We start from the raw sequence: 25,882 nt of genomic DNA on the forward strand, positions 1-25,882 counted from the left end.
GCCGGTGACGCGTCGTGAGGGTGCCACTCGGTGCCGTCAGGGCCGCGGCCCGCTCACACGCTGGGCAGCTTGGCGTCGATCGCGTCGACGATGGACACCGCTTGCTGGTCGACATCGAAGCTGCAGGCGAGCACGTCGACGACGACGTTGTTGGTCGCCCGCATTGCCCGCTGGCAGGACCAGCCGTCGGTGTCCTGCTGGGTGCGCGTCATCGACAGGGTGGAATCGGTGGCGGTAACCGCGCCGAAGTCCCACCGGGTTTCGGTGCCCGCACTGGTTCGGCTGGTGAACTGCCGCGCACCGCAGGCCTCCCAGGTGGGCTTCATCTGGTCGAAGAACGTGCTGACCTCGGATCGAGACGGGAATCCGACCACCGCCTCCACCACGAGATGCTCGGAGGCTTCGCTGTCTTCCTTGTCGTGCAACGCGCGGGCGCGCACCGTCGACCAGCCGCTGTCGTCGTAGACCGACTCCTGAATCGGTTGCCACGGCCCCAGACACGCGTGATCGGGGAAGCTGCGGCTGTCCGATGCCAGCTTGTTCAGCGTGGACTTCTGTTCGATGCCGTCGGCGTCCATGACCTTGTCGAGCTCGTCGCCGTCGAGCAGGGCACGGCCCAGGGCGGTCTCGGGGACCGCAACCGGTCCGTTGTGGTCGGCCGGTTCGGCCCGTCCGTCGACGACGGTCGAACACCCGGTCAGCGCGACCGCCAACAGCACGACAGCGGCTGCCACGTCGATCCGCACCATCTGGTTGACGCTACTCGGGGCAGCACCAACTCGCCGAGCAGACGTGAATGTGCCCTAAAAACAGTGTTTTAGGGCACATTCACGTCTGCTCGCGCAACCGGCGTCAGCCGATCGCGCGGCTCGAACCCTCCCAGAACTGGGCGCGCACCGCCTTCTTGTCCGGCTTGCCCAGCGCGGTCACCGGCAGCGAGTCCACCACGATCACCTGCTTGGGGGACTGCACCGAACCCTTGCGGTCCTTGACCGCGGACTGGATCTCGGCGGTCATCGCCGCGATCGCGTCGTCGTCGCGGGGGGCGTCGGAACGCAACACCACCACCGCGGTCACCGCCTCACCCCACTTCTCGTCGGGGGTGCCGATCACGCACACCTGCGCAACCGAAGAGTGCTCGGCCACAACGTCTTCCACCTCACGCGGGAACACGTTGAATCCGCCGGTGACGATCATGTCCTTGACCCGGTCGACGATGTAGTAGAACCCGTCCTCGTCCTCACGGGCCATGTCGCCGGTGTGCATCCAGCCGTCCTTGAACGTCTCCGCGGTGGCCTCCGGCAGATTCCAGTAGCCGCCGGACAGCAGCGGCCCGCCGACGCAGATCTCGCCGACCTCGCCCTGCGGCACCGGCCGGCCGTCCTCGCCCAGCAGCGCGACGCGGGCGAACAGCGTCGGACGCCCGCACGACGTCAGCCGCTTCTCGTCGTGATCGCCCTTGGCCAGATACGTGATCGCCATCGGCGCCTCGGACTGCCCGTAGCACTGGGCGAAGATCTGACCGAACCGCTCGATCGCCTCGGCCAGCCGCACCGGGTTGATCGCCGATGCGCCGTAGTAGACCGTCTCCAGCGACGACAGGTCGCGGGTCCGGGAATCCGGGTGGTCCATCAGCGCATACAGCATCGAGGGCACCAAGAAGGTTGCCGTAATACGCTTTTCCTCAATGGTTTTCAGCACCTCGGCCGGATCGAACTTGGGCAGCACGATCATCTGGCCGCCCTTGACCAGGGTGGGAGTGAAATACGCCGCGCCGGCGTGCGACAGCGGGGTGATCATCAGGAACCGCGGGCTCTCCGGCCATTCCCACTCGGCGAGCTGGATCGCGGTCATGGTGGAGATCGACTGCGCGGTGCCCATCACGCCCTTGGGCTTGCCGGTGGTGCCGCCGGTGTAGGTCAGGCCGACGATCTGATTCGGCGGCAGGTCGGCGGCGACCAACGGCTGCGGTGCGTACTTCGCGGCTTCGGCCGACAGGTCGACGGCCACGTCCTTCAGGGCGTCGGGTACTGGGCCGATGGTCAGGATCTGGGTGAGCGAGTCGACCTTTTCCAGCAGCCCCAGCGCCCGCTCGACGAACATCGGGTTCGGGTCGATGATCAGCGAGCTGATCCCGGCGTCGGAAAGCACGTAGGCGTGATCGTCGAGTGAGCCCAGCGGGTGCAGCGCGGTGCGCCGATAGCCGCGCAGCTGGCCGGCGCCGATGATCATCAGCACCTCGGGCCGGTTGAGGGACAGCAACCCGACCGCGACGCCGGTGCCGGCACCGACCGCCTCGAACGCCTGAATGTATTGGCTGATCCGGTCGGCCATCTCAGCACCGGTCAACGTGGTGTCACCGAGCACCAGGATCGGCTTGTTCTTGTGGCGCCGCAGCGCCCCCACCAGCAGATGGCCGTTATGTGTCGGGTTGCGCAACAGCTCGTCGGCAGAGGTCATACCCACCAGATTAGAACGTGTTCCAGTTTCGTCCTAGCCGGGGATCTTGGCCAGCATCCGGTCGGTGATCTCGTCGGCCTGACGGGCGGTCTGGCCGTCCTCGCCGCACAGGTCGACCTCCACCACGAAGTTGCCCTTGGCGGCCAGAACATGCTGGCAGGCGCGCTGGGTGGTGTCCTGGTTCTGCATGGACACGCTGGCGCGGGTGTCGGTGCTGGTCACCGGCCCAGGGGCGACGTGGCGTTGGCTGCCGTCGTCCTGGGCGATGGTGAACGGGGCGGTGCACTTCTTCCAGGTGTAGACCCCGTAGGAAATCATGTTCGTGGCCGCGTTGGCGTCCTTGAACGTGGACACCACCTGCGCGACGTCGTGCTTGCCGTCGCCCTTGAGCAGGGTGGCGTTCAGCTGGACGTAGTTGCTGTAGAGCCAGTCGTCGTTCGGCAGCGCCAGCGGTGTGCAGTCGCTGGGTTTGACCCGCGAGTCCCGCTCGGGTTCGACGGCGCTGCCGACCTCCTTCATGCTGGCTTCGCCGACGATCCCGGCGACCTCCGCGGCGGGCAGCAACTTGTCCTTCGGGCTCGACGGGTTGGGCGGCGCCGCGATGGTGGTGGGCAGCGCCCCGAGGTGATCGGCCGGCTGGGCGGTGCCGGCCACCACGCTGTGGCAGCCGGTCAGCGCGGCGCACAGCGCCAGGACTGAAAGCCGGTATCGCATTCCGCAGAGTGTAAGCGGCACCATGGACCCATGCCGCCGCCGCTCGCCGAGATCCTGGATCGTCTGCACGTGGTGGCGCTGCCGATGCGGGTGCGGTTTCGCGGCATCACCGTTCGGGAACTGGCGCTGATCGACGGGCCCGCCGGGTGGGGTGAATTCGGGGCGTTCACCGAATACGGCCCCGCCGAAGCCGCACACTGGCTGGCCTCGGCCGTCGCGGCGGCGTGGCAGCCCCCGCCGCCCACCCGCCGCGACAAGGTGGCCATCAACGCCACCGTGCCCGCGGTCACCGCCGCGCAGGTGCCCGAGGTGCTGGCCCGCTTCCCCGGCGCGCGCACCGCCAAGGTCAAGGTCGCCGAACCCGGGCAGACGCTGGCCGACGACGTCGCCCGCGTCGAAGCCGTCCGCGCCCTGGTCCCGACCGTCCGGGTCGACGCCAACGGCGGCTGGACCGTGGACGAAGCAGTGCAGGCCGCGCACGCCCTGACCGCCACCGGGCCGCTGGAGTACCTCGAGCAGCCCTGCGCGAGCGTCGCCGAACTCGCCGAGCTGCGCCGCCGCATCGAGGTGCCGGTCGCCGCCGACGAGAGCATCCGCAAGGCCGACGACCCGTTGGCCGTGGTCCGCGCGCAGGCCGCCGACATCGCGGTGCTCAAGGTGGCTCCGCTGGGCGGGATCGCGGCGGTGCTGGCGATCGCCGCGCAGATCGAGGTGCCGGTGGTGATCTCCAGCGCCCTGGACTCCGCGGTCGGCATCGCCGCCGGCCTGCACGCCGCCGCGGCGCTGCCGCGCCTGGACCACGCCTGCGGGCTGGGCACCGGTCGGTTGTTCGCCGAGGATGTGGCCGAGGTGGCACCCCCCGTCGACGGCTACCTGCCGGTCGCGCCGGTGACCCCGGACTCCGCCCGGCTGGCGGCGCTGGCCGCCGCCCCGCGACGCCGACAGTGGTGGATCGAGCGGATCCGCGACTGCCATCCGCATTTGGGGTAACCGACTACCCTAGGCCGCCCGCGGCCGTGGCCCGACGCTGAACTGCGTGACCGGAATGCGCGTCGGCATTATGGACCCGATCACCGCCGCCCGGCCGAGGGTCGACACCTTGACCCGAGCCAACTATCTGGGCGCGCTGGCCGGCCGCGTCGACTCGTTTTGGGTGCCCGATCATCTCAACGCGCTGTTCCCGCGGGCGTTGTGGCAGCCGCGCTACGTCGGCCTGGCCAAGTTCATTCCATCGGTGGACGCCTGCCTGGAGCCGTGGACGATGCTCGGGCACCTGGCGGCGCGAAACCGGATCGGGCGCATCCGGTTGGGCACCTCGGTGACCGACACCGGCCGGCGCAATCCGGCGGTCACCGCGCAGGCCGCCGCGACGCTGCATCTGCTCACGCGTGGCCGGGCGATCCTGGGTATCGGCACCGGCGAACGGGAAGGCAACGAGCCCTACGGCGTGGAATGGTCCAAACCGGTCGCCCGGTTCGAGGAAGCGATGGCGACGATCCGAGCCTTGTGGGATTCGAACGGGGAGCTGGTCAACCGGGACTCACCGTACTTCCCGCTGCGCAATGCGCCCTTTGACCTTCCGCCGTACCGCGGGACGTGGCCACAGATCTGGATCGCCGCGCACGGGCCGCGGATGCTGCGCACGGTGGGCCGCTACGCCGACGGGTTCTTCCCGGCCGCACCGCACCAACCACAGGAGTACGCGCGACGGCTGGAGGTCGTTCGCGCCGCAGCGTCGGACGCGGGACGGGACCCGATGTCGATCGTGCCGGCGATGTGGCTGGCGGTCGTGACCGGCAGGAGCTCAGCCCAGGTCGAGCAGGCCCTGGAGTCGGAAATGATCAACGCGTGGGCGCTCAACGCAACCGACGATTTTTTCGCCCAGCACGGCGCGCAGCACCCGCTGGGGGTCGGCTTCGCCGGCGGTCAGGACATCCTGCCCCACGCCTGGGACGAACAGGCCGCGCTGTCGCACCTCAAGGCGATCACCCCGCAGCTGCTGCGGGGCACGCTGCTGGCCGGCACGCCCGCAGAGATCATGGATCAGGTGGCGCAGTGGCGGGATTGCGGCGTTCGGTACGCGGTGCTGGCACACCTGAGTCCGATGCAACGCAGCCTGCGCAACGGCGTGGCCTCGATGGTGCCGTTCAACCAGATCGTGCGCGGACTCGCGAAGCTGTGACCCCGTAAACTTTCTCCGAGAGCTCGCCCGTGGGCGCAGGCAGAAGGAGTCGGATGCGGCGACTGTGGGTGACGACGGTCGCGGTCGCCGTGGTGCTGGCTGGTTGCGGTTCGCACGTCGACGGGAACCCGGTCGCCGGTTCGTCCACGTCGACCACCGCACCCTCACCCACCGTGCACCTGGTCGCGCCCGCCGGACTGCCGGGCCTGCTGCTCAGCGTCGACGACATCAAGGGTGTTCTGCCGGCGCCCACCATGGTCGTCAAGCACACCGCCACCCAGCCGGTGACGTTTCCGCAGATGAAGCACGAGCCGCCGCAGTGCGCCAGCGCGGTCTACGCCGGGCTGGCGCAGACCCTGGGCGGCAGCGGCTACCGGTCGTTCTTCGGGGTGGAGATGGGCGGCACCCCGACGATCCTGCCGACGGTCAACGAGACCGTGGTGGCCTTCGACACCGCCTCCGCCGCGGCCCGCTACGCCACCCGGGTGGCTCAGCAGTGGCGCGGCTGCAGCAACAAACAGCTCGTCGAAACCAACCCCGAGGGCCAGACCGTGACCTGGGACATCGGCGTCGTCGTCGACAAGGACGGTGTGACGGCCGTGCGGGCCAGTGTGGGGGCCGGCCCGGTGGTCTCCGCGCTGCGTCTGGTGGCGGCCAAAGCCAACGTCGTGGTGGATCTGGAGGTGGTCGGCGCGGGCCTGGGCGCGCAGCCGCGCACCATCATGGATCGCATCCTGGCCCGCATCCCCTCCTGAGCCGCCCGGCGCACCCGCGTACCGTCACCTGCGTGATCAACCTGGCTTACGACGACCGCGGGACCGGCGAGCCGGTCCTTTTCATCGCCGGCCGAGGCGGCGCCGGACGTACCTGGCACCTCTACCAGGTGCCGGCGTTCCTGACCGCCGGCTACCGCGCCATCACCTTCGACAACCGCGGGATCGGTGCCACCGAGAACGCCGAGGGCTTCACCGCCGAAACCATGGTGGCCGACACCGCGGCGCTGATCGAGTCGCTGGACGTCGGCCCGGTCCGGGTCGTCGGGGTGTCGATGGGGTCCTACATCGCCCAGGAACTGATGCTGGCCCGCCCCGAGCTGGTCAGCTCCGCGGTGCTGATGGCCACCCGGGCCCGGCACGACCGCACCCGCCTGTTCTTCCGTACCGCCGAAGTGGCGCTGATCGAGGCGGGCGTCACACTGCCGCCCGAGTTCGACGCGAAAATCCGTCTGCTGGAGAACTTTTCGCCCAAGACGTTGAACGACGACAACGCTGTGGCGCAGTGGATCGAGATGTTCACCATGTGGCCGGTCCCGATGACCCCGGGGCTGCGCTGTCAGCTCGACGCGGGGCCGGCCACCAACCGGCTGCCCGCCTACCGGGGTGTCCAGCAGCCGGCGCTGGTGATCGGCTTCGCCGACGACGTGGTGCTGCCCGCGTATCTGGCTCGCGAAGTCGCCGACGCCCTGCCCAACGGCCGCTACCTGGAGATCCCCGACACCGGCCACCTGGGCTTCATCGAGCGTCCGCAGGTGGTCAACGACGCCATGCTGGAGTTTTTCGCCGAGACCGGCGTGTGACACGCTGATAGCTGTGAACCCTTCGACGGCACAGGCGCGTGTCGTCGTCGACGAGTTGATTCGCGGCGGCGTGCGCGACGTGGTGCTGTGCCCGGGCTCGCGCAACGCGCCGCTGGCATTTGCCCTGCACGACGCCGACCGCGCCGGACGACTCCGGCTGCACGTCCGCATCGACGAGCGCACCGCCGGCTATCTGGCGATCGGGCTGGCCGCGGCCGCCGGGGCGCCGGTGTGCGTGGCGATGACGTCGGGCACCGCGGTGGCCAACCTGGGCCCGGCCGTGGTGGAGGCCAACTACGCGCGGGTGCCGCTGATAGTGCTGAGCGCCAACCGGCCCTACGAACTGCTCGGCACCGGCGCCAACCAGACCATGGAGCAGCTGGGCTACTTCGGCACCCAGGTCCGCGCCACCATCAGCCTGGGCCTGGCCGAGGACGCCCCCGAGCGCATGGACGCTCTCAACGCCACCTGGCGCTCGGCGACCTGCCGAGTGTTGGCCGCCGCCACCGGATCTCGCACCGCCAACGCCGGGCCGGTGCAGTTCGACATCCCGCTGCGCGAACCGCTGGTGCCCGATCCCGAAACCGCGGGCCACCTCCCGCCCGGCCGGCCCGACGGGCGGCCGTGGACCTACACCCCGCCGGTCACCTTCGATCAGCGGCTGGACATCGACCTGAGCCCCGACACCGTCGTCATCGCCGGGCACGGCGCCGGGCGCCACCCGAACCTGGCCGCGCTGCCGACCGTCGCCGAACCCACTGCGCCGCTGCCGGATAACCCCCTGCATCCGCTGGCGTTGCCGCTGCTGCACCCGCAGCAGGTGATCATGGCCGGCCGGCCCACTCTGCACCGCCCGGTGTCGGCGCTGCTGGCCGACCCGTCGGTGCCGGTGTATGCGCTGACCACCGGGCCGCGCTGGCCGGACGTGTCGGGCAACTCGCAGGCCACCGGCACCCGGGCGGTCACCACCGGGGCGCCCAACCCGGCCTGGCTGCACCGCTGCGCCGAGCTCAACCGGCACGCCCTGACCGCGGTGCGCGGCCAGCTGGCCGCGCATCCACTGACCACCGGGCTGCATGTGGCTGCCGCGGTCGCCGACGGGTTGCGGTCCGGTGATCAGCTGGTGCTGGGCGCCTCCAACCCGGTGCGCGACGCCGCGCTGGTCGGGCTTTGCGACGGGGAGCGTCGCCCAGACATCATTGTGCGATCCAACCGCGGGGTGGCCGGCATCGACGGCACGGTGTCCACCGCGATCGGTGCGGCGCTGGCGCATGAGGCCGCACACGGACCCGACGCGCGCACCATCGCGCTGATCGGGGACCTGACGTTCGTGCACGACAGCTCCGGGCTGCTGATCGGCCCCACCGAGCCGACGCCGCGGCAGCTGACCATCGTGGTGTCCAACGACAACGGCGGCGGCATCTTCGAGCTGCTCGAACAGGGCGACCCACGCTTCGGCGACGTGTCCTCGCGGATCTTCGGCACCCCGCACGACGTCGACGTCGGCGCACTGTGCCGCGCGTATCACGTCGAGTCACGCCAGATCGAGGCGGCCGAATTGGCTTCCGCGCTGGCCGAACCCGCCGCCGGGATGCGGGTGCTGGAGGTCAAGGCGGACCGTTCCTCGCTGCGGGCGCTGCACGCCGCGATAAAGGCCGCCCTGTGAGCTTCATCAGCCGGCTGAAGCTGTTGTGGCACCTGCTGATTCACGGTCGCAGCGATGCCGCCCCGGCCACCCCGCTGCGGCGGATGCTGCGCTGGACCCGGGTCGCCGTGCTGATCGCCACCACCCTGGCCACCCTGCAGTCGGCGCTGCTGGTCGCCGGGGCGTGGCGCAACGACTGGTCCATCGAACACAACATGGGGGTCGCCGAGGCCGAGGTGCTCTCCGCCGGCCCGCGGCGCTCCACCATCGAGTTCGTCACACCCGAACGCATCACCTACCGGCCCGAACTCGGGGTGCTTTACCCGTCCGAATTATCCACCGGCATGCGGATTTACGTCGAGTACGACAAAAGCGATCCCGACCTGGTGCGGGTCCAGCACCGGACCGCGGCGCTGGCCATCATCCCGGCCGGATCCATCACCGTGATGGCCTGGCTGATCGCGGCCGTCCTGCTGGTCGGGTTGGCGCTGGCGGAACGGATTACGGTGCGGCCTACCGACCCGCAATGACGTCGGGGTCGACGACGCTGTGCGTGTTCAGGTCGTAGACCGTTGGGGTGCCCGGGTTTTGCGGGTTGGCCTGCTTGAGCCGGTCCCGGTTCGCGGTGTTCATCGCCGCGGTGTCGACGATCGGCAGGCCGGCGGCGATGCGGGCGATCGCCAGCGGGGCCACCCCGTTGCGGGCGGCCATCGTCGCGAGGTCGGTCGTCGAGGGCCCGTCGCCGTGTGAATCCTGGTTGCGGTACAGCTCGTTGACGAAACCCTGATACGCCGCGGCGGGGGTGGCCGGGTCGGCCGCCGCCATCAGCGCCGTGCTCATCCGGGCGGAGGCGGTGTTGTTGTGCTTGTCGTCGAGGAACGTCAGCCACCGGTAGGTCACCGCCAACTGGCCGCCGGCCACCCGTTCCTGCAGCGTCTCGCCGGATGCGTCCTCGAACTGGGCGCAGTGCGGGCACTGCGGCTCGCAGAAGATCTCCCACTGTGTCGGGGCGTCGGGGGATCCGAGCAGCACGCCGAACCCGTCGTCGGTGATGGTGGTGCCGGGCGTCGTGGCATGCGCGACACCGCTCACCGGTACCGCCCAGCACAGCGCCAGCGTCGCGATGAGCACCAGGAACCGCATGGTTGTCCTTCCGATTACTGCCGAGCAGACGCAAATGTGCCCTGAAACACCCGTTTCGGGAACACTTTGTGTCTGCTCGCGCATTGGTCGCCTGCTCGTAACCCTATCGACAAGCGCCGCTGACAGCATGGTTGCTATGCGGGTGGCGATCGTTGCAGAGAGTTTCCTGCCCAACGTCAACGGTGTCTCCAACTCGGTGCTGCGGGTACTGGAGCACCTGCGCCATACCGGGCATGAAGCCCTGGTCATCGCGCCGGACACCCCGCCCGGGCAGCCCCCGGCCGACCGCATCCACGACGGTGTGCGGGTGCACCGCGCGCCGGCCCGAATCTTCCCGAAAGTCACGTCGCTGCCGTTGGGCGTGCCGCTGCCCCGGATGGTGCGGGTGCTGCGCGGCTTCCAACCCGACGTGGTGCACCTGGCCTCGCCGGCGCTGCTGGGCTACGGCGGGGTGCTGGCCGCCCGTCGCCTGCAGGTGCCGACCGTCGCGGTGTTCCAGACCGACATCGCCGGATTCGCATCCAGCTACGGCGTCGGCGGCCTGTCGCGGGCGGCGTGGGCGTGGACCCGCTCGCTGCACTCGCGCGCCGACCGCACCCTGGCGCCCTCCACGTCGGCGATGGACGCCCTGATCGAACAGGACATTCCGCGGGTGCACTACTGGCCGCGGGGGGTCGATGTCACCACGTTCGCCCCGTCGGCGCGCGACGAGGCGCTGCGGCGACGCTGGTCGCCGCAGCGCAAGCCGATCATCGGGTTCGTCGGGCGGCTGGCACCGGAGAAGCATGTCGAGCGGCTGTCCGTGCTGGCCCGCGATCCCGGTGTCCAGCTCGTCGTGGTCGGCGACGGCGTCTCTCGCGCCAAGCTCGAATCCGTCTTGCCGACAGCGGTTTTCACCGGCGCGCTCTACGGCGCCGAGCTGGCGTCGGCGTACGCCAGCATGGACGTCTTCGTGCATCCCGGCGAGCACGAAACGTTCTGCCAGACCGTGCAGGAAGCGCTGGCGTCGGGGCTGCCGGTGATCGCCCCCGACGCCGGCGGCCCGCGCGACCTGGTGGCCTCCTATCACACCGGGCTGCTGCTGGGGGTCGACGACTTCGAGGCACGGCTGCCCGAGGCCGTGGCGCATCTGCTGGAGAACCGGCCGCGGTATGCCCGCGCCGCGCGGCGCAGCGTGCTCGGACGCAGCTGGTCGGCGATCTGCGATCAACTGCTGGACCACTACGACGCGGTGCGGGGGACACGGTCGGCGGCGGCTGCCTGACCGGGTAGCGTCGCCGGGGTGAGCCGCGCCTCCCTGGACAAGAATCCCGACGAAGTCGCGTCGATGTTCGACGGTGTGGCGCGCCGCTACGACCTGACCAACACGGTGCTGTCGCTGGGCCAGGACCGGTACTGGCGGCGGGCGACCCGCGCGGCGCTGCGGATCGGCCCGGGGGACACCGTGCTGGATCTGGCCGCGGGCACCGCGGTGTCGACGGTGGAGCTGGCCCGCTCCGGGGCGCGCTGTGTGGCCGCGGACTTCTCGGTCGGGATGCTGGGCGCCGGCCGGGCGCGGCCGGTTCCCAAGGTCGCCGCCGACGCCACCGCGCTGCCGTTCGCCGACAGCGTGTTCGACGCGGTCACCATCAGCTTCGGGCTGCGCAACGTCGTCGACCACGAAGCGGGGCTGCGCGAGATGGCGCGGGTGACCCGTCCCGGCGGCCGGCTGGTGGTGTGCGAGTTCTCCACGCCGACCATCCCGGTATTCGCGACGGCCTACAAGGAGTATCTGATGCGGGCGCTGCCGCGGGTGGCCCGCGCGGTGTCCAGCAACCCGGACGCCTACGTGTATCTGGCGGAGTCGATTCGGGCCTGGCCGGATCAGGCCGCGCTGGCCCGCCAGATCGCCGGGAGCGGATGGTCGGCGGTGCGCTGGCGCAACCTCACCGGCGGCATCGTGGCGCTGCACGCCGCCTACAAGCCGGCCCGCTAAGCTTGCGCGAGCAGACGTGAATGTGCCCAAAACTAAGGGTTTTTGGGCACATTCACGTCTGCTCGCGCTATAAAGCAACCCCCCGCCGCCTGGCCCGGTAGGTGGTGCTCACGGCTCAGCCCGCCGGGTCGAAGCGGAAGACCGCGATACGGCCGGCGAGGGCCTCGACTTCGTCGGGGGTGCCGCGCTGCACCAGCCCGGCGCGTTTGAGGAACCCGGCGCCGATCGGCACCTGCACCGGAAACTCGCGCAGCACCGGACGCGCCTCTTCGGCGGACAACTCGACGATGCGCACCGGCCGCTTCGTGCGGCCGTGGCTCAGCGTGCCGGCCCCGGCGGCCCGCGCGTTGCGGGCCCAGTCGGCGTTGGGGAATCCCGCCACCGTGTAGAGCTGCCCGTCGAGGGTGAACGGGGTCATCGGCGTGCTGCGCGGCTGGCCGGACTTGCGGCCCGGCACCGTCAGGATCATCGGCGGTCCGGTCGGGATGCCCAGCTTCTGCATGGCGATCATCAGCTTGTTGGCCGGCTTCAGCCAGCGCGGCGGCCTTGGCGTGTTCATGTCAGCCGTTGTGCGCGCTGAGCAGCCAGCCGCCGACCGAGGTCCGCCCGTCGGGTTCGACGCGGACTTCGGCACCCATCAGCGCGGCCAGATCCGGGCCCGCGTTGGAGTACAGCCGGGCCGGCTTGATCTCGTCGACCACCCAGTACTTGGACACCTCCGCACGCAGCTCGTCGGCCGTCACCGCGTTCGGCGGACCGCTCGGGATCGCGGCCTTGTCGAAGACCAGCACGAAGTACGACGCGCCCGGGGCGGCGGCGCGCAGGATCGACTGCAGGTAGCCGTCGCGGGCCTCGACCGGGATCGAATGGAACAAAGTGCTGTCGACGATTGTCTGGAACCGGCCGTCGTAGCCGGTGAACGTGCTGATGTCGGCGACCTCGAAGGCGGCGTTGGTCAAGCCGCGCTCGGCGGCTTCCTGGCGGGCCAACCGGATGGCGGTCGGCGAAAGGTCCAGGCCCACCGTTCTGTGTCCGCGCTCGGCCAGATACAGCGAGATGGCGGCCTCGCCGCAGCCGACGTCGAGCACATCGCCGCGGAACTTGCCGGCCTCGATCAGCGCCGCCAGCTCGGGCTGCGGCTCGCCCAGGCTCCACGGCGGTTTGGTCCCCACACCCATCCGGTCGGACTCGCCCCGGTAGGCGGCATCGAATTCGAAATCCAGGTTCTCGGTCATTCCTCATGCATATCAGGACGCCTGATATATGTCAACGGTCCTGATACTGGGCCGGGCAGCCGCGAGGGTGCGCAGAATGCCAGGAACTGGCCGGTATAGCCGTACAACTACGCACGCTCGCGGAACGCTCAGCTGAACGGGGGGCGGCGATCCGCCAGCCGCGAGGCCCGACCACCGCCACGCCAGGCCCGCGCCACCAGATCGCTGTCCTCGTCGGTGACCAGATTGCCCATCACCCGCACCGCCACCCGCATCAGCGCGCTCGAGCGCATCGCCAACGGCCCGGTGGCCGGCAGGAACCGCGGGAAGGTCAGCAGCAGCGCCAGCCGGCGTGCCACCGAGAAGCCGCGGGCGTAATGCTGTTGCAGCACCGTCGGCCAGGCCCGGGACAGATCCGCGGTGCCCAGCATGTCCACCGCGAGGCGTCCGGTCTCCAGCCCGTAGTCGATGCCCTCCCCGTTGAGCGGGTTGACGCAGGCGGCGGCGTCGCCGATCAGCATCCAGTTGGGGCCGGCGACCCCCGACACCGCGCCGCCCATCGGCAGCAGTGCGCTCGACGGCGCCTGCGGTGCGCCGACAAACCCCCATTCGTCGCGGCGCAGATCGGTGTAGTGCGACATCAGCGGCCGCAGCGCCAGGTCGGCGGGCCTCTTGGTGGTCGCCAGCGCCCCCACGCCGATGTTCACCTGGCCGTTGCCCAGCGGGAAGATCCAGCCGTAGCCGGGCAGCACTTTGCCTTTGGAGCCGCCCGGTCCTCGCAGCTCCAGGTGCGAGGTCAGCCACGGCTCGTCGTGCCGCGGCGAGTCCAGGTAGCCGCGGGCGGCCACCCCGTACACCGTCTCCTGATGCCATCGCCGGCCCAACGCCCGGCCCAGTGGCGAACGGGCGCCGTCGGCGACGATCAGCGAGCGGCAGCTGACCTCCCCGCCGCCGGCCAACACCACCGTCGTCACCCGCCCCGACGAGTCACGCTGAGTGTCAACCGCTTTGAACCCCAGCAACATCCGGGCGCCGGACTCCTCGGCGGCCTTGCGGATCCGTTCGTCGAGTTCGGTGCGCGGCACCGCGCTGCCGGTGGACGGAAACGACGGGCCCGGCCAGTCCACCTGCACTTCGCTGCCGAAGCCGCTCATCTTCAGGCCGCGATGGGCGATATGGGAGTCCAGCCAGTCGCCGAGGCCCAGGAGTTTGAGCTCCGCGACGGCGCGGGGCGTCAGGCCGTCACCGCAGGCCTTGTCGCGGGGGAAGTCGGCCGCGTCGATCACCAGCACGTCGCGGCCCGCGCGGGCGGCCCAGGCGGCGGCCGCAGAACCTGCCGGTCCGGCGCCTACTACCACCACGTCGGCTTGCGCGTTCACGTCCACCAGTATGTTGGAGCCGTGAATACACCGGCGACTGTGGTGGCGGGCGTGGATTTCGGCGACCCCACATTCGCGGCCTCGGTCCGTGATGGTGTGGCGCGGATCGAGCAGCTGATGGACACCGAGTTGCGCGGCGGCGACGAGCTGATGACCGAGGCCGTCACGCACCTGTTCGTGGCCGGCGGCAAACGGTTCCGGCCGCTGTTCACGGTGCTATCCGCGCAGCTGGGGCCCGAGCCGGACTCCTGGCAGGTGACGGTCGCCGGCGCGGTCATCGAGCTGGTGCACCTGGCCACGCTGTATCACGACGACGTGATGGACGAGGCCCAGATGCGCCGCGGTGCGCCCAGCGCCAACGCCCGCTGGAGCAACAACGTCGCGATCCTGGCCGGGGATTACCTGTTCGCGACGGCGTCGCGCCTGGTGTCGCGGCTGGGGCCGCACGCGGTGCGGGTCATCGCCGAGACGTTCGCCCAGCTGGTGACCGGGCAGATGCGCGAGACCCGGGGCGCGGTTGAAGGATCCGACCCCATCCAGCACTACCTGAAAGTCGTTTACGAGAAGACGGCCTGCCTGATCGCCGCGTCGGGGCGGTTCGGGGCGACGTTCTCCGGGTCCGACGCCGATCAGATCGAGCGGCTGTCCCGGCTGGGCGGCATCGTCGGCACCGCATTCCAGATCTCCGACGACATCATCGACATCGACAGCGATCCCGACGAATCCGGCAAGCTGCCCGGCACCGACCTGCGCGAAGGGGTGCACACCCTGCCGGTGCTGTATGCGCTGCAGGAGACCGGGCCCGACGCCGACCGGCTGCGTGAGCTGCTGGCCGGGCCGGTCACCGACGACGTGGTGGCCGAGGAGCTGGCGCTGCTGCGCCGCTCGGCGGGGATGGCCAAGGCCAAGGAGACGGTGGCGACCTACGCCACCCGGGCGCGCGAGGAGCTGGCCGGGCTGCCGGACGGCCCCGGTCGGCGCGCATTGGCGACGCTGGTCGACTACACCATCAACCGCCACGGCTGATTCGGGTCGTGTCGGGGGGAACCCCTCGCGGCTGATGGGCGTTTAATCAGCAGTACCCAGTTCAGAGGAGGGGGCGCTGATGACCTGGCATCCGCATCACAACACGTTCAAGACATTCGCGCTGCTGGTCGGGATGTCGGCACTGATCGTGTTCGTCGGGTCGCTGTTCGGCCGGTCGGCGATGTGGCTGGCGGTGCTGTTCGCGGTCGGCATGAACGCCTACACCTACTTCAACAGCGACAAGCTGGCGCTGCGGGCCATGCACGCGCAGCCGGTCAGCGAGCTGCAGGCGCCGATGATGTACCGGATCGTGCGCGAGCTGGCCACCACCGCCCATCAGCCGATGCCACGGCTGTTCATCAGCGACACCAACGCACCCAACGCGTTCGCCACCGGCCGCAATCCGCGCAACGCCGCGGTGTGCTGCACCACCGGAATCCTGGACATCCTCGACGAGCGTGAGCTGCGCGCGGTGCTGGGCCACGAGCTGTCCCACGTCTACAACCGCGACATCCTCATCTCGTGTGTGGCCGGCGCGCTGGCGTCGGTGGTCACCGCGCTGGCCAACATGGCGATGTTCGCCGGGATGCTCGGCGGTGGAAACCGTGAGGGCGGCAACCCCTTTGCGATGCTGCTGGTCTCGTTGCTGGGCCCGATCGCGGCCACCGTCGTCAAGCTCGCGGTGTCGCGTTCGCGGGAGTACCAGGCCGACCAGTCCGGTGCCGAACTGACCGGCGACCCGCTGGCGCTGGCGTCGGCGCTGCGCAAGATCACCGCCGGCGTGCAGGCCGCACCGCTGCCGCCGGAACCGCAGCTGGCCAGCCAGTCGCATCTGATGATCGCCAACCCGTTCCGGGCCGGCGAGCGGATGGGGGCGCTGTTCTCCACCCACCCGCCGATCGCCGACCGGATTCGCCGACTCGAGGAGATGGCCCGGGGTTAACTCGGCTGCCACACGGGCCTCACCGGCACCAATTTCCAGCCGATGAGTGGTCGCGAAAAACGATAGCGCCGGCGATATCACTCGCCCCGCCGGCCGCGGGTCCTGGGGATGAGTGGCTTGTCGAATCGCTGACTACATGCGCTACTGGGCTCGCGATGAACCACTACACCTACCGGGCCGAATGGTTCCAGGAGCGCGACGAATACCTGGCCCGCTGCCTGGAATTGCCGACGATCACCTGTTCGGCACCCACGATGCTGGAGGCGATGGCCGCGGCAGAACGTGCGGTGGACAGCGAGATCGTCCAGCGCCAGGAGGCCGAACACGACCTGCCGCGTCCGATCACCGAGCAGTCCTTCAGCGGCACTTTCCTGGTCCGGACATCACCGACGCTGCATGCGCGGCTCGCTGTCGAGGCGGCCGATCAGCATGTGTCGATGAATCATTGGATCGCGATGAAGCTCGCGGATCGGCCGCCGACCAGCCTCTTCGACTGGTGATATCGCCGGCGCTATCGTTTTCCGCGACCACTCATCGGCTGGAAATTGGTACTGATGTTGCCAATGGGTCAGGAGAAGTCCGAAACCTGCTGCGGCGACACCTCATTCGGCACACCTAGAACCCGGTGCCGTGCACCTCGTGGCCGGGGGCCTCGGTCATCAGCCCGCGGTAAGCCTGTTCGACGTTGGCGCCATGGTTGACCACCGCGTCGACCTCGCGGGCGATCGGCATGTTCAGCCCGTATTTGTTGGCGAATTCCATCACCACGCTGGCGGCCTTGACACCCTCGGCGACCTGGTTCATCGACTCGATGATCTCGGTGATGGACTTGCCGGCGCCCAACTGTTCGCCGACGTGCCGATTGCGGCTGCGCTGGCTGGTGCAGGTGACGATCAGATCGCCCATGCCGGCCAGCCCGGAGAAGGTGTCGCGGTGCCCGCCGATCGCCTCGCCGAGCTTGGACATCTCGCGGACCGCCCGCGCCATCACCAGGGCGCGGGTGTTCTCGCCGATCCCCAGCGAGTAGCCCATCCCGACGGCGATCGCGTAGACGTTCTTCAGCGCGCCGGCCATCTCGACCCCCACCACGTCGTCGGTGGTGTACGTCCGAAACCGCTTGGTGCGGAACAACGCCGCCAGCGTGGCGGCCATGTGTGGGTCGGGCATCGCCAGCACCGCCGCGGCCGCGTAGCCCTCGCCGACTTCGCGGGCGATGTTGGGGCCGGCCAGGATGCCGGCCGGATGCCCGGGCAGCACCTCCTCGACGATCTGCGACATCCGCATGTTGGTGCCCTGCTCGAGCCCCTTGACCAGCGACACCACCGGCACCCACGCCCGCAACTCAGCGGCCAGCTGGGTCAGCACGCCGCGGAACCCGTGCGAGGGCACCCCCATCACGATGACGTCGGCGCAGCTGGCCGCCTCGGCGAAGTCGGTGGTGGCGCGCAGCGAATCGGACAGCACCGCGGTGTCGCCCAGGTAGCGGCTGTTGCGGTGGTTGTTGTTGATGTCGGCGGCGGTCTCCTCGGAGCGCACCCACTGCAGCGTCGGCCCGCGGCGCGCGCAGATCGACGCGACGGTGGTGCCCCAGGACCCGCCGCCGAGGACGACGACGTTCGGTTCGCGCTGTGTAGGTGCCATGGCGATCACCCTATGGCCGACGCCGCATATCGCACCGGCAGATCGTCAATTCAGGTGTCCAGCAACGCGCTATTGGCCCCCTCCATCGCCGCGAAGCGCACCGCGCCGTTGCGCAGGTCCGCCGCGTGTTCGCCGACCCGGGTCAGCATCGCCGCCGACGCCGTCACCCAGTGCGACGTCCGGTTGTTCAGCGCCGTCGCCGAGCGGCCGGCCCAGCCGGGCGCCGCCGCTGCGATCCGATTGTCGGCGGCCAGGTGCCGAACCGCCAGGTCCTCGCCGTGCCCGCTGACGCTGGCCGCCGCCGTCACCAGACCCTCCAGATCCACCCGCAACATGTCTGGTTCCTAGCACCGTCACCGAAGGCTGTCACTTCACCCGGGTGAAGTGACGATCACCCGGACAGCTGCCAGAATCCGCACATCAGCGGGCGGGGGTCGCCATGAGCGGGAACGCAATATCGGTCGCCGAGATCCAACGGTGGAGCGCCGACGCGGTGCGTGCAGTGTTCCTGGCGGCAAAAGACCGCGGACAGGCCGCCTTCGACGCCTCGGCCGGGCTGGGCGCACTGGACGTCTTCGACGACTGGGGTGGAGACACCGCGGTGGCCGCGCGAACCTCGATCGCGACCACCCGGGCGGATCTGGACGCCCACGGTGTGGAGGCGATGGCCGTCGCGCACGCCGCCAAAACCGCGGCCGACGGTATCGCCGCGGTTCAGGCCCGGCTGACGGCACTGATCGCCGAAGCCGAACAGCATGCGCTGCGGGTGAATCCGGTAACCAGCCGCGTCGAGTTCACCGACCGGGTCACCAACCCCGTCGACGCGCTGATCTACGAACTCGACCTGCAGGACAAGCTCGACGCCGTCGTCGCCGACGCCGACGCCCTCGACGACACCCTGGCCACCGCGATCGACATGGCCGACGGCGACGCGCCGATCCCGGCGGTCCTCGGCCCGCCCGGGCAGGCCGAGACCCGCCTGCAGAACCAGATCGACGCTTTCACAACTGTTTTCGGTCGACCACCGAGTTCGGCGGCGGACTGGGAGACCGCCGCCGAACTCGATCCACACAGCTACGACCCCAAGAACCGCGGGGTGGCCCCGACCGTCGTGGTGGGCCGCATCCGCCCGGTCCCCGGACAGGGCGTGGTCCGGGCGAACCTGTTCATCCCGTCGGCGAAGGTCAAAGATCCCGCGCCGCTGCACTTCCCACCGCTGGACGACAACGCCGGCGACAACCGCGGATTCAACCCCGCCGCGAGCCCGGAAAACAGCCGCGTCGGCATCGAAATCGACTACGAGAACGGGCTGGTGGTGGCACGCCAGAATCCGTCGGTCAACCTCAGCACCGGCAAAGCCCAGGCTGGCACGCCCACCGTCAGGGTCGCGCAACGCCGCGACGGCTCGGTCTACATCGGCTACCAAGCCGCCGACCCGTTCTCGCCGGGCGGTGAGGCGCTGGGGAAGGCGACCGTCTGTGTGCGCGGGGAGTTGGTCGTTCAGCCCGGTGGCGCAGGGGTCCGGATCGGTGGGACGGCGACGTCGTTCCCGGCGCTCGAGGTCTATCAGGATCGACCCGCCGGCCAGGGGGCACCGCTGTCGACAACCACGGTCGCACAGCGATGGCCGCCGTTTCGGGTGGACCAGTGGGGTCCGCTGTTGGGCCTCCCGCTGACGTTGCCGGTCGGGGACCCCAACCTGCTCGCGCACTTCAAGGGTCCCGCCGGGACGGTCCCGTTCTTCGCGCCGCCGACCACCGAGCTCGGGCCGCCGACGCGCCCGCCCTCGGTGGTGCTGGTGAACTAGCGCGGCGCGGCGGCTAGCCGGCCAGGCGCGCCCGATCGCCGGCGCGGCCGAACACCATCGCCTCTTCGAGGTTGTCGAAGCGGTAGTCGATGGCGTCGGCGAAGTAGTTCTGCCGCACATTCCACGGCCGTTTGGTACCGGATTTAGGCAGCGCATGCAGCGCGCGTTGCACATAACCGGCCTGGATGTCCCAGGCCGGTTTCTCCGGCATCAGCTCACCGCCCAGATGCGGGTAGGCGTGGGTGTAGCCACGGGATTTCATGTAGGCCAACAGTTTCGCGGTGGCCCGCGCGGTGATGTCGGCGCGCAGCGTCCAGGACGCGTTGGTGTAGCCCACACACCAGAACAGGTTCGGCACGTCTTCGAGCATGTGCGCCTTGTAGACGAACCGTTCCTGCGGCTTGATCTCGGTGCCGTCCAGGCTGATCCGCGCCCCGCCGAGTGCCTGCAGTTGCAGCCCGGTGGCGGTGACGATCACGTCGGCGTCCAGGTGCGCACCGGATTTCAACGCGATCCCGGTGGCGTCGATGTGGTCGATGTGGTCGGTCACCACCTCGGCGCGGCCGTCGCTGATCGCCTGATACAGGTCCCCGTCGGGGCTCAGGCACAGCCGCTGATCCCACGGGTTGTACGGCGGCTTGAAGTGGGTGCCCACCGCGTAGCCCGCCGGCAACCGGTTGATCGCCTGCCGGCGCAGCATCCACTTCATCAAGCCCGGGGCCTTGCGCGCCAGGAACCAGATCAGGCCCTCGAACAGCGCGTTGCGCATCCGGATCAGCGGGTGCGCCCACCGTCGCGGCAACACCGTGCCCAGCAGGTTGGCGAACGGGCTGAACTTCGACGCCGAAATCAGGTAGCTCGGGGTGCGCTGCAGCATGGTGACCTTGGCGGCCCGCTGCGTCAGCGACGGGATCAACGAGACCGCGGTCGCGCCGCTGCCGATGACCACCATCTTCTTGCCGGTGTAATCCAGGTCCTCGGGCCAGTGCTGCGGATGCACGACGGTGCCGCCGAAGGTCTCGATGCCGGGGAAATCCGGGGTGTAGCCCTCGTCGTAGTTGTAATAGCCGGACCCGAAGAACAGGAACCGGCCGCGGTAGCTGCTGGTGGACCCGGCCCCGTCGTCGACGCTGACCGTCCAGGTGTCGGTGGCCGAATCCCAGTTCGCGGCGCGCACGTAGCTGTTGAACCGGATGTTGGGCTCGATGCCGTACTTGCGCGCGGTCGCGGCCAGGTATTCGCGGATGTCGGGTCCGTCGGCCACCGCCTCGTTGCCGGTCCACGGCTCGAACGGGAAGCACAGGGTGAAGATGCTGGAGTCCGAACGGACCCCGGGGTAGCGGAACAGGTCCCAGGTGCCGCCGATGCGCTCACGGCGTTCCAGGATGACGTAGCTGGCGTCGGGGGTGGCCTGGGTGATGCGGTAGGCGGCACCGATACCCGAGATGCCCGCACCGATGATGACGACGTCGACGTCCGTGGTCCCGGTCATTAACGCAGCCTCGCTTCCCGGCGACTGTGGCGCCGCTCACTTCCCAGGGTAGGCACCGACGGCGGTGGGATCACAGCGGTTCGAGCAACACGTCCACATGCAGCGGCGCGCAGCGCTCGATCAGCCACATCTGGTCGGCGGGGCTGGCGAAGATCCGGGCGTGCGACGGGTCCTGGCTGAACGCATCGGCGCAGCGGTCGCCGAAGAACACGTAGGCCTTGCTGTCATTGCACATCCGCGACATCCACACCAGGCCGTCCAGCCCGATCCGGTGCGCGGCCTCGGCCCACCGCACGGTGCTCGGATAGCTGGAGGCGGGACTCGACGTCACCTCGTCGGCGGTGACCTTGAGGCGTCGTAATCCCAGGCCGTGCAGGACGGCGAGCCGCAGGTCGCGGGCCACGGCGAGCAGGACGAGTGCCTTGTCGGAGTACCTGTCGTAGGGCAGGACGCCGCCGTCGGCCGGGATGTTGTGCAGCAGCGTTTCGGCGACCGCCGCGTCTTCGGTGTCGGCCGCGTACAGGACCGGCACTGCAGGTTCGCCGAAGAAGCCGAAGCGGGTCGGCGCGCCGATCCCGGGGTTGAAGTCGGTCGGCGTGCGGGTCGCGGTGAAGACGCGGTACAGCAGATCGCCCGCGGGCAGGATGACGGTGGCCGGGTCGAACGGGGTCGGCGGCCCGGTCACCACGAGATGGCGAAGTCGTCCGCAGCCACCGCGGCGACGCGGTCCGGATCCTCGGCCAGGTGGTCCACCGGGCGGTCGCCGTCGAAGTACGTCGTCGGGCCGCATAGCCACTGCACCAGACCGGCCTCCGACCAGTCGTTGGCCTCGGCGATCTCGCGCAGCCGGGCGATGACGGGCAGCGGCTGCCCGTCGGGCCCGAACTGGAATCCGGGATAGGCCAGGTAGTTGCCGCGGCGCACCGCGACCAGCGCCTTGTTGCGGTGCGCGGTGGTGGCGTGGTTGCGCGGCGCGCTGGAGCGCGAGCCCATCCGTTTGCCGGCCTCGGTGCTGGTCAGCATCCCGAACTCGGCCTCGATGCGGGCGTACAGGTTGTGCTCGGCCTGCACCGCGCGGGTGACGGCGGGTTCGGTGTAGACCGCAACCGACGACAGCGCCGCGCCCACGGCTGCCGCGCTTTCCCGGACCCGTCGCGTGGCGACGGTCAGGTCTTCGAGGGTCGTCGTCATACCGGCCAGTCTACCTGCGATTCATGCGCCCGCGCCAGGTGCACGAACCGCACGTCAGCGGTAGTTGACGAACTGCAGCGCCACTTCCAGGTCGGCCTGCTTGAGCAGGGAGATGACGGCCTGCAGGTCATCGCGCTTTTTCGACGACACCCGGATCTCGTCGCCCTGGATCTGGGACTTGACCCCCTTGGGTCCCTCGTCGCGGATCAGCTTGGTGATCTTCTTGGCGTTCTCGCTGTCGATGCCCTGCTTGAGGGTGCCGCTGACCTTGTAGGTCTTGCCGGAGGCCTGCGGCTCGCCGGCGTCGAAGGCCTTCATGGAGATGTCGCGGCGGATCAGCTTCTCCTTGAACACGTCGATGGCGGCCTTGATCCGCTCCTCGGTCGAGCTGACCAGTTCGATGGTCTCCTCGCCCTTCCAGGCGATGGTGGTGTCGGTGCCGCGGAAGTCGAAGCGGGTGGCCAGCTCCTTGGCGGCCTGGTTCAGGGCGTTGTCCACCTCCTGGCGGTCGACCTTGCTCACGACGTCGAACGATGAATCGGCCATGGATCCGTCCCTTCTCGCTAATGCCGGTTTGTACCCGGGGTACATCTTCGTTGTAGTCTGCTAGGCGCGATACGGCAGGTTGCCCGAGCGGCCAATGGGAGCGGACTGTAAATCCGTCGGCGAAAGCCTACGCAGGTTCGAATCCTGCACCTGCCACCACGCTATGTCCCGAGACACCGTCGAACGGTGTCTCGGGACATTTTTTACCCGGGCGCCTCGACGTCTCCACTGAAATAGACGTCCAGATTGACCTATAGCCCCCAGAATCGGGGGTTCGCGAAATTAATCCGTCGATTTCAGTCAGCACCCCGAGTGTCGCTCCGATCGGCTTACACTCGCCCGAGACCGGCCGATAGGAGCGCCATGCCCGCAGCGGATCTCGTCATCACCGGAACGGTGCTCACGGTCAACGACGCGCAGCCCACCGCGGAGGCGCTCGCGGTCGCCGACGGGCGCATCGTCGCCGTCGGAGACCGTCGCGAGGTCGACTGGCTGGTCGGCCCCAACACCCAGCGCCTCGACCTCGGCGACGGCTGTGTGATGCCCGGATTGGTTGAGGCGCACGGACATCCGCTGATGGAAGCCGTGGTGCTCTCCGACCGGATGATCGACATCCGGCCGGTCACCGTCCGTGACGCCGACACCGTGGTGGACATGATCCGCCGCGAGGTCGTGCACCGCGGTGCCGAAGGCGCCTATGCGATCGGCTGGGATGCGTTGCTGCAGCCCGGCCTACCCGAGCCCACGTTGGTCTGGCTGGACGCCATAGCGCCGGCGACCCCGCTGGTGATCGTGCACAACTCCGGGCACAAGGCGTACTTCAACAGCGCCGCCGCCCGCCACGCCGGCCTGACCCGCGACACCCCGGACCCCAAAGGCGCCAAGTACGGCCGCGACGCCACCGGCGAACTGGACGGCACCGCCGAGGAGACCGGCGCGCTGATGCCGCTGCTCAGTGAGGCGATGCGGCCCGGCAACTATCCGGAGATGCTGCGCGCCGAATGCGCGCGGCTCAACCGCGCCGGGCTGACCACCTGCTCGGAGATGGCGTTCTCGCCGCAGTTCCGGCCGCTGGTGGCCCAGCTGCACGACGAGCTGACGGTGCGGCTGCGCACCTACGAGATCTCCAACCCGCAGCTGCACACCGACGCCGCCCCCGGCGACGGCGACGACCTGCTGCGCCAGGTCGGCATCAAGATCTGGGTGGACGGCTCGCCCTGGATCGGCAACATCGACCTGTCGTTTCCCTACCTGGACACCGACGCCACCCGCGCCATCGGGGTGATGCCCGGCTCCTGCGGCCACGCCAACTACACCGGCGAGCAGCTGGCCCAAATCGTTCAGGCGTACTTCCCGCTGGGCTGGCAGATGGCCTGCCATGTGCAGGGCGACAACGGCGTGGACACCATCCTCGACGTCTACGAGGACGTGCTGCGCCGCCACCCGCGACCCGATCACCGGCTGCGCCTGGAACACGTCGGCGCGATCCGGCCCGAGCAGCTGCGCCGCGCCGCCGCGCTGGGCGTCACCTGCAGCCTGTTCGTCGACCAAATCCATTACTGGGGAGACATTCTGGTCGACGGGCTGTTCGGCGAGCAGCGCGGCTCGCAGTGGATGCCCGCCGGGTCGGCGGTGGCCACCGGGATGCGGATCTCGCTGCACAACGACCCGCCGGTCACCCCCGAGGAGCCGCTTCGCAACATCAGCGTCGCCGCCACCCGCACGGCGCCCAGCGGCCGGGTGCTGGCCCCCCAGGAGCGGCTCACCGTCGAGCAGGCCATCCGGGCGCAGACCATCGACGCGGCCTGGCAGCTGTTCGCCGACGACGTGATCGGGTCGCTGGAGGTGGGCAAGTACGCCGACCTGGTGGTGCTGTCGGCCGACCCGCGCGCCGTGCGGCCCGAGGCGATCGCCGACCTCGACGTCCGCGCGACCTTCCTGGCCGGCCGCCAGGTCTACTGAGGGTTACAGCTCGCCGGTGAAGTCCGCGGTGATCCAGCGGTCCGGCCGGATGGTGTAGAGCACCTGGCCGTCGGCGTCCATCTGCGCCACGAACTGCCGCCCGCCCTCGTCGCCGAGGTAGCGGATCGCGATGTCTTCGCGGGCCTGCAGCGGCGGCGGCGACACGACGTCGACCACGCTGCCCTCCACGACGACGTACTGATACGGCGGTTCCTCGTGCTGCACCACCAGGGTTACCTTGCCGGCCTGCTCGATCAGCTTGGCCTTGCGGGTCCCGACGCCGGTGTTGACCCGGATGGCCCCGCCGGGTGTGTAGTCGTACCAGATCGGGACGCTGGCCGGCGGGCGGCCGTCCTCGGCGTCGACCGCGAGCACGGCGACGTGCTTGTCGGCGAGAAACTGCTGGCGTTCGGCTTCGGTGAAGGATTTCGGCATGGCGGCTGCAACAGCGACGTCCCCGGCGCTATTCCACCGGCATGATGGGCACATGGCGCAGCGGGATCGCGACGAGTCCGGCCGGCCGCGCAGCGCACGCCCCCGCGACGCGTTGGGCCGGCCGCTGCCGCGCGGCAGCGTCGGGGTGCCGCGCATCCCCGACGATCTGCGGCTGCCGCCGGCCGAGACGCTGGCCTACGCCCAGGACCTGCTGGACCGCGGGTTGGCGTTCAACGCCCACGAGGTGCTGGAGGCGGCCTGGAAGAACGGGCCGGTCGCCGAACGCGACCTGTGGCAGGGCCTGGCGCAGCTCGCCGTCGGCATCACCCACGTCCAGCGCGGCAACGTCAACGGCGCGATCGCCCTGCTGGGCAGCGCCTCGTCGCGGCTGGTGGCCGCGCCGGACGGTCACGGCGTCGACGTCGACGGCCTGGTGCGGTTCGCCGACGCCCTGCTGGCGGACCTGGCCGCGGGGGAGCAGATCCCGCCGGCGCGGCTGCGGCCCAGCCTCCTCGTTGACTCTGCACGCAGGGCGGAAAAGTCCGAGTAGC

At 69.7% G+C, this 25,882-nt stretch carries 28 protein-coding genes and 1 tRNA gene; 15 read left to right on the plus strand and 14 right to left on the minus strand.

Annotated elements, in window-relative coordinates:
- Positions 1-53: 53 nt before the first annotated feature.
- From AC5Y36_RS06675 to AC5Y36_RS06685, 3 genes are all read right to left on the minus strand, one after another.
- Complete coding sequence (locus AC5Y36_RS06675) at positions 54-749, minus strand: sensor domain-containing protein (RefSeq protein WP_500040087.1); 696 nt, start codon at positions 747-749, stop codon at positions 54-56.
- 103 nt (positions 750-852) lie between these two features.
- Positions 853-2,460, minus strand: a complete 1,608-nt coding sequence (gene fadD8 / locus AC5Y36_RS06680; RefSeq protein ID WP_500040088.1) for a fatty-acid--CoA ligase FadD8 — start codon at positions 2,458-2,460, stop codon at positions 853-855.
- Between the two features lie 33 nt (positions 2,461-2,493).
- On the minus strand, positions 2,494-3,174 hold the full coding sequence (locus AC5Y36_RS06685) for a sensor domain-containing protein (protein ID WP_500040089.1): 681 nt from the start codon (positions 3,172-3,174) through the stop codon (positions 2,494-2,496).
- 30 nt (positions 3,175-3,204) lie between these two features.
- On the opposite strand from AC5Y36_RS06685, the gene AC5Y36_RS06690 reads away from it, so the two are divergent.
- Genes AC5Y36_RS06690 through AC5Y36_RS06715 form a run of 6 tightly spaced genes read left to right on the plus strand, consistent with a single transcriptional unit; the run spans position 3,205 to position 9,107 of the window.
- Positions 3,205-4,164, plus strand: coding sequence for an o-succinylbenzoate synthase (locus tag AC5Y36_RS06690; RefSeq protein ID WP_500040090.1), 960 nt, complete (start codon positions 3,205-3,207; stop codon positions 4,162-4,164).
- Between the two features lie 55 nt (positions 4,165-4,219).
- Complete coding sequence (locus AC5Y36_RS06695; RefSeq protein WP_500040229.1) at positions 4,220-5,356, plus strand: LLM class flavin-dependent oxidoreductase; 1,137 nt, start codon at positions 4,220-4,222, stop codon at positions 5,354-5,356.
- Positions 5,357-5,409: 53 nt separating this feature from the next.
- A complete protein-coding gene (locus AC5Y36_RS06700) occupies positions 5,410-6,111 on the plus strand; it encodes a sensor domain-containing protein (RefSeq protein WP_500040091.1) in 702 nt (233 codons plus the stop codon).
- A 32-nt stretch (positions 6,112-6,143) separates the two neighbouring features.
- Complete coding sequence (locus AC5Y36_RS06705) at positions 6,144-6,932, plus strand: alpha/beta fold hydrolase (protein WP_500040092.1); 789 nt, start codon at positions 6,144-6,146, stop codon at positions 6,930-6,932.
- A gap of 13 nt (positions 6,933-6,945) precedes the next feature.
- Positions 6,946-8,598 (plus strand): 2-succinyl-5-enolpyruvyl-6-hydroxy-3-cyclohexene-1-carboxylic-acid synthase, encoded by a 1,653-nt coding sequence (gene menD / locus AC5Y36_RS06710; protein ID WP_500040093.1) that lies wholly within the window; start codon positions 6,946-6,948, stop codon positions 8,596-8,598.
- Positions 8,599-8,621: 23 nt separating this feature from the next.
- The gene (locus tag AC5Y36_RS06715; RefSeq protein ID WP_500040230.1) at positions 8,622-9,107 is read left to right on the plus strand and encodes a DUF3592 domain-containing protein; all 486 of its coding nucleotides are present in this window, start codon (positions 8,622-8,624) and stop codon (positions 9,105-9,107) included.
- Here the strand turns inward: AC5Y36_RS06715 and AC5Y36_RS06720 are convergent.
- The gene (locus AC5Y36_RS06720; RefSeq protein WP_500040094.1) at positions 9,091-9,720 is read right to left on the minus strand and encodes a thioredoxin domain-containing protein; all 630 of its coding nucleotides are present in this window, start codon (positions 9,718-9,720) and stop codon (positions 9,091-9,093) included. The genes AC5Y36_RS06715 and AC5Y36_RS06720 overlap by 17 nt on opposite strands.
- A gap of 136 nt (positions 9,721-9,856) precedes the next feature.
- Between AC5Y36_RS06720 and AC5Y36_RS06725 the strand changes: the two genes are divergently transcribed.
- Entirely contained in the window at positions 9,857-10,984 is a 1,128-nt protein-coding gene (locus AC5Y36_RS06725; RefSeq protein ID WP_500040095.1) for a glycosyltransferase family 4 protein, read from the plus strand.
- 18 nt (positions 10,985-11,002) lie between these two features.
- Positions 11,003-11,695, plus strand: coding sequence for a demethylmenaquinone methyltransferase (locus AC5Y36_RS06730; RefSeq protein WP_500040096.1), 693 nt, complete (start codon positions 11,003-11,005; stop codon positions 11,693-11,695).
- Positions 11,696-11,810: 115 nt separating this feature from the next.
- Here the strand turns inward: AC5Y36_RS06730 and AC5Y36_RS06735 are convergent, their stop codons facing one another.
- From AC5Y36_RS06735 to menJ, 3 genes are all read right to left on the minus strand, one after another.
- Positions 11,811-12,254: a nitroreductase family deazaflavin-dependent oxidoreductase gene (locus tag AC5Y36_RS06735; protein WP_500040097.1), complete on the minus strand. Its 444-nt coding sequence runs from the start codon at positions 12,252-12,254 to the stop codon at positions 11,811-11,813.
- A 1-nt stretch (position 12,255) separates the two neighbouring features.
- A complete protein-coding gene (locus tag AC5Y36_RS06740) occupies positions 12,256-12,930 on the minus strand; it encodes a class I SAM-dependent methyltransferase (RefSeq protein ID WP_500040098.1) in 675 nt (224 codons plus the stop codon).
- Between the two features lie 128 nt (positions 12,931-13,058).
- Positions 13,059-14,294, minus strand: coding sequence for a menaquinone reductase MenJ (gene menJ / locus AC5Y36_RS06745; protein ID WP_500040099.1), 1,236 nt, complete (start codon positions 14,292-14,294; stop codon positions 13,059-13,061).
- A 15-nt stretch (positions 14,295-14,309) separates the two neighbouring features.
- Between menJ and grcC1 the strand changes: the two genes are divergently transcribed.
- From grcC1 to AC5Y36_RS06760, 3 genes are all read left to right on the plus strand, one after another.
- Complete coding sequence (gene grcC1 / locus AC5Y36_RS06750; RefSeq protein ID WP_500040100.1) at positions 14,310-15,314, plus strand: nonaprenyl/(2E,6E)-farnesyl/geranylgeranyl diphosphat synthase; 1,005 nt, start codon at positions 14,310-14,312, stop codon at positions 15,312-15,314.
- Positions 15,315-15,393: 79 nt separating this feature from the next.
- Positions 15,394-16,257: a zinc metalloprotease HtpX gene (gene htpX / locus AC5Y36_RS06755; protein WP_500040101.1), complete on the plus strand. Its 864-nt coding sequence runs from the start codon at positions 15,394-15,396 to the stop codon at positions 16,255-16,257.
- 155 nt (positions 16,258-16,412) lie between these two features.
- Positions 16,413-16,757 carry a toxin-antitoxin system HicB family antitoxin gene (locus AC5Y36_RS06760; protein ID WP_500040102.1) on the plus strand — a complete coding sequence of 115 codons (345 nt, stop codon included), beginning with the start codon at positions 16,413-16,415 and terminating at the stop codon, positions 16,755-16,757.
- 115 nt (positions 16,758-16,872) lie between these two features.
- Here the strand turns inward: AC5Y36_RS06760 and AC5Y36_RS06765 are convergent, their stop codons facing one another.
- A complete protein-coding gene (locus AC5Y36_RS06765) occupies positions 16,873-17,898 on the minus strand; it encodes an NAD(P)H-dependent glycerol-3-phosphate dehydrogenase (protein ID WP_500040103.1) in 1,026 nt (341 codons plus the stop codon).
- Between the two features lie 50 nt (positions 17,899-17,948).
- A complete protein-coding gene (locus AC5Y36_RS06770) occupies positions 17,949-18,233 on the minus strand; it encodes a WXG100 family type VII secretion target (RefSeq protein ID WP_500040104.1) in 285 nt (94 codons plus the stop codon).
- A gap of 104 nt (positions 18,234-18,337) precedes the next feature.
- On the opposite strand from AC5Y36_RS06770, the gene AC5Y36_RS06775 reads away from it, so the two are divergent.
- Positions 18,338-19,705 carry an Rv0964c family protein gene (locus AC5Y36_RS06775; protein WP_500040105.1) on the plus strand — a complete coding sequence of 456 codons (1,368 nt, stop codon included), beginning with the start codon at positions 18,338-18,340 and terminating at the stop codon, positions 19,703-19,705.
- A 13-nt stretch (positions 19,706-19,718) separates the two neighbouring features.
- Here the strand turns inward: AC5Y36_RS06775 and AC5Y36_RS06780 are convergent, their stop codons facing one another.
- From AC5Y36_RS06780 to AC5Y36_RS06795, 4 genes are all read right to left on the minus strand, one after another.
- A complete protein-coding gene (locus tag AC5Y36_RS06780; protein ID WP_500040106.1) occupies positions 19,719-21,197 on the minus strand; it encodes a flavin-containing monooxygenase in 1,479 nt (492 codons plus the stop codon).
- Between the two features lie 70 nt (positions 21,198-21,267).
- Positions 21,268-21,882: an RES family NAD+ phosphorylase gene (locus tag AC5Y36_RS06785; RefSeq protein ID WP_500040107.1), complete on the minus strand. Its 615-nt coding sequence runs from the start codon at positions 21,880-21,882 to the stop codon at positions 21,268-21,270.
- Entirely contained in the window at positions 21,879-22,388 is a 510-nt protein-coding gene (locus AC5Y36_RS06790; RefSeq protein ID WP_500040108.1) for a hypothetical protein, read from the minus strand. Before AC5Y36_RS06790 ends, AC5Y36_RS06785 begins: the two co-directional genes overlap by 4 nt.
- 54 nt (positions 22,389-22,442) lie before the next feature.
- Entirely contained in the window at positions 22,443-22,934 is a 492-nt protein-coding gene (locus AC5Y36_RS06795) for a YajQ family cyclic di-GMP-binding protein (RefSeq protein ID WP_500040109.1), read from the minus strand.
- Positions 22,935-23,007: 73 nt separating this feature from the next.
- On the opposite strand from AC5Y36_RS06795, the gene AC5Y36_RS06800 reads away from it, so the two are divergent.
- Positions 23,008-23,093: transfer RNA gene (locus AC5Y36_RS06800), tRNA-Tyr, on the plus strand.
- 204 nt (positions 23,094-23,297) lie between these two features.
- A complete protein-coding gene (locus AC5Y36_RS06805; RefSeq protein WP_500040110.1) occupies positions 23,298-24,896 on the plus strand; it encodes an amidohydrolase in 1,599 nt (532 codons plus the stop codon).
- A 3-nt stretch (positions 24,897-24,899) separates the two neighbouring features.
- On the opposite strand, the gene AC5Y36_RS06810 is transcribed toward AC5Y36_RS06805, so the two are convergent.
- Positions 24,900-25,331 carry a pyridoxamine 5'-phosphate oxidase family protein gene (locus AC5Y36_RS06810; protein ID WP_500040111.1) on the minus strand — a complete coding sequence of 144 codons (432 nt, stop codon included), beginning with the start codon at positions 25,329-25,331 and terminating at the stop codon, positions 24,900-24,902.
- Positions 25,332-25,383: 52 nt separating this feature from the next.
- On the opposite strand from AC5Y36_RS06810, the gene AC5Y36_RS06815 reads away from it, so the two are divergent.
- Positions 25,384-25,881, plus strand: a complete 498-nt coding sequence (locus tag AC5Y36_RS06815) for a DUF309 domain-containing protein (protein ID WP_500040112.1) — start codon at positions 25,384-25,386, stop codon at positions 25,879-25,881.
- Position 25,882: the final 1 nt, after the last annotated feature.

The sequence above is a fragment of the Mycobacterium sp. NGS50 genome, from assembly GCF_059812545.1.

What these genes read in the sequence shown, in the direction of transcription:
- AC5Y36_RS06775 (WP_500040105.1), top strand. Translation starts at nt 18,338, where the DNA reads ATGAGCGGGAACGCAATATCGGTCGCCGAGATCCAACGGTGGAGCGCC.
- AC5Y36_RS06780 (WP_500040106.1), bottom strand. Translation starts at nt 21,197, where the DNA reads ATGACCGGGACCACGGACGTCGACGTCGTCATCATCGGTGCGGGCATC.
- AC5Y36_RS06735 (WP_500040097.1), bottom strand. Translation starts at nt 12,254, where the DNA reads ATGAACACGCCAAGGCCGCCGCGCTGGCTGAAGCCGGCCAACAAGCTG.
- AC5Y36_RS06790 (WP_500040108.1), bottom strand. Translation starts at nt 22,388, where the DNA reads ATGACGACGACCCTCGAAGACCTGACCGTCGCCACGCGACGGGTCCGG.
- AC5Y36_RS06805 (WP_500040110.1), top strand. Translation starts at nt 23,298, where the DNA reads ATGCCCGCAGCGGATCTCGTCATCACCGGAACGGTGCTCACGGTCAAC.
- AC5Y36_RS06690 (WP_500040090.1), top strand. Translation starts at nt 3,205, where the DNA reads ATGCCGCCGCCGCTCGCCGAGATCCTGGATCGTCTGCACGTGGTGGCG.
- AC5Y36_RS06795 (WP_500040109.1), bottom strand. Translation starts at nt 22,934, where the DNA reads ATGGCCGATTCATCGTTCGACGTCGTGAGCAAGGTCGACCGCCAGGAG.
- AC5Y36_RS06725 (WP_500040095.1), top strand. Translation starts at nt 9,857, where the DNA reads ATGCGGGTGGCGATCGTTGCAGAGAGTTTCCTGCCCAACGTCAACGGT.
- AC5Y36_RS06685 (WP_500040089.1), bottom strand. Translation starts at nt 3,174, where the DNA reads ATGCGATACCGGCTTTCAGTCCTGGCGCTGTGCGCCGCGCTGACCGGC.
- AC5Y36_RS06810 (WP_500040111.1), bottom strand. Translation starts at nt 25,331, where the DNA reads ATGCCGAAATCCTTCACCGAAGCCGAACGCCAGCAGTTTCTCGCCGAC.
- AC5Y36_RS06770 (WP_500040104.1), bottom strand. Translation starts at nt 18,233, where the DNA reads ATGTTGCGGGTGGATCTGGAGGGTCTGGTGACGGCGGCGGCCAGCGTC.
- AC5Y36_RS06675 (WP_500040087.1), bottom strand. Translation starts at nt 749, where the DNA reads ATGGTGCGGATCGACGTGGCAGCCGCTGTCGTGCTGTTGGCGGTCGCG.
- AC5Y36_RS06740 (WP_500040098.1), bottom strand. Translation starts at nt 12,930, where the DNA reads ATGACCGAGAACCTGGATTTCGAATTCGATGCCGCCTACCGGGGCGAG.
- htpX (WP_500040101.1), top strand. Translation starts at nt 15,394, where the DNA reads ATGACCTGGCATCCGCATCACAACACGTTCAAGACATTCGCGCTGCTG.
- AC5Y36_RS06695 (WP_500040229.1), top strand. Translation starts at nt 4,220, where the DNA reads ATGCGCGTCGGCATTATGGACCCGATCACCGCCGCCCGGCCGAGGGTC.
- AC5Y36_RS06815 (WP_500040112.1), top strand. Translation starts at nt 25,384, where the DNA reads ATGGCGCAGCGGGATCGCGACGAGTCCGGCCGGCCGCGCAGCGCACGC.
- AC5Y36_RS06760 (WP_500040102.1), top strand. Translation starts at nt 16,413, where the DNA reads ATGAACCACTACACCTACCGGGCCGAATGGTTCCAGGAGCGCGACGAA.
- fadD8 (WP_500040088.1), bottom strand. Translation starts at nt 2,460, where the DNA reads ATGACCTCTGCCGACGAGCTGTTGCGCAACCCGACACATAACGGCCAT.
- AC5Y36_RS06765 (WP_500040103.1), bottom strand. Translation starts at nt 17,898, where the DNA reads ATGGCACCTACACAGCGCGAACCGAACGTCGTCGTCCTCGGCGGCGGG.
- AC5Y36_RS06720 (WP_500040094.1), bottom strand. Translation starts at nt 9,720, where the DNA reads ATGCGGTTCCTGGTGCTCATCGCGACGCTGGCGCTGTGCTGGGCGGTA.
- AC5Y36_RS06700 (WP_500040091.1), top strand. Translation starts at nt 5,410, where the DNA reads ATGCGGCGACTGTGGGTGACGACGGTCGCGGTCGCCGTGGTGCTGGCT.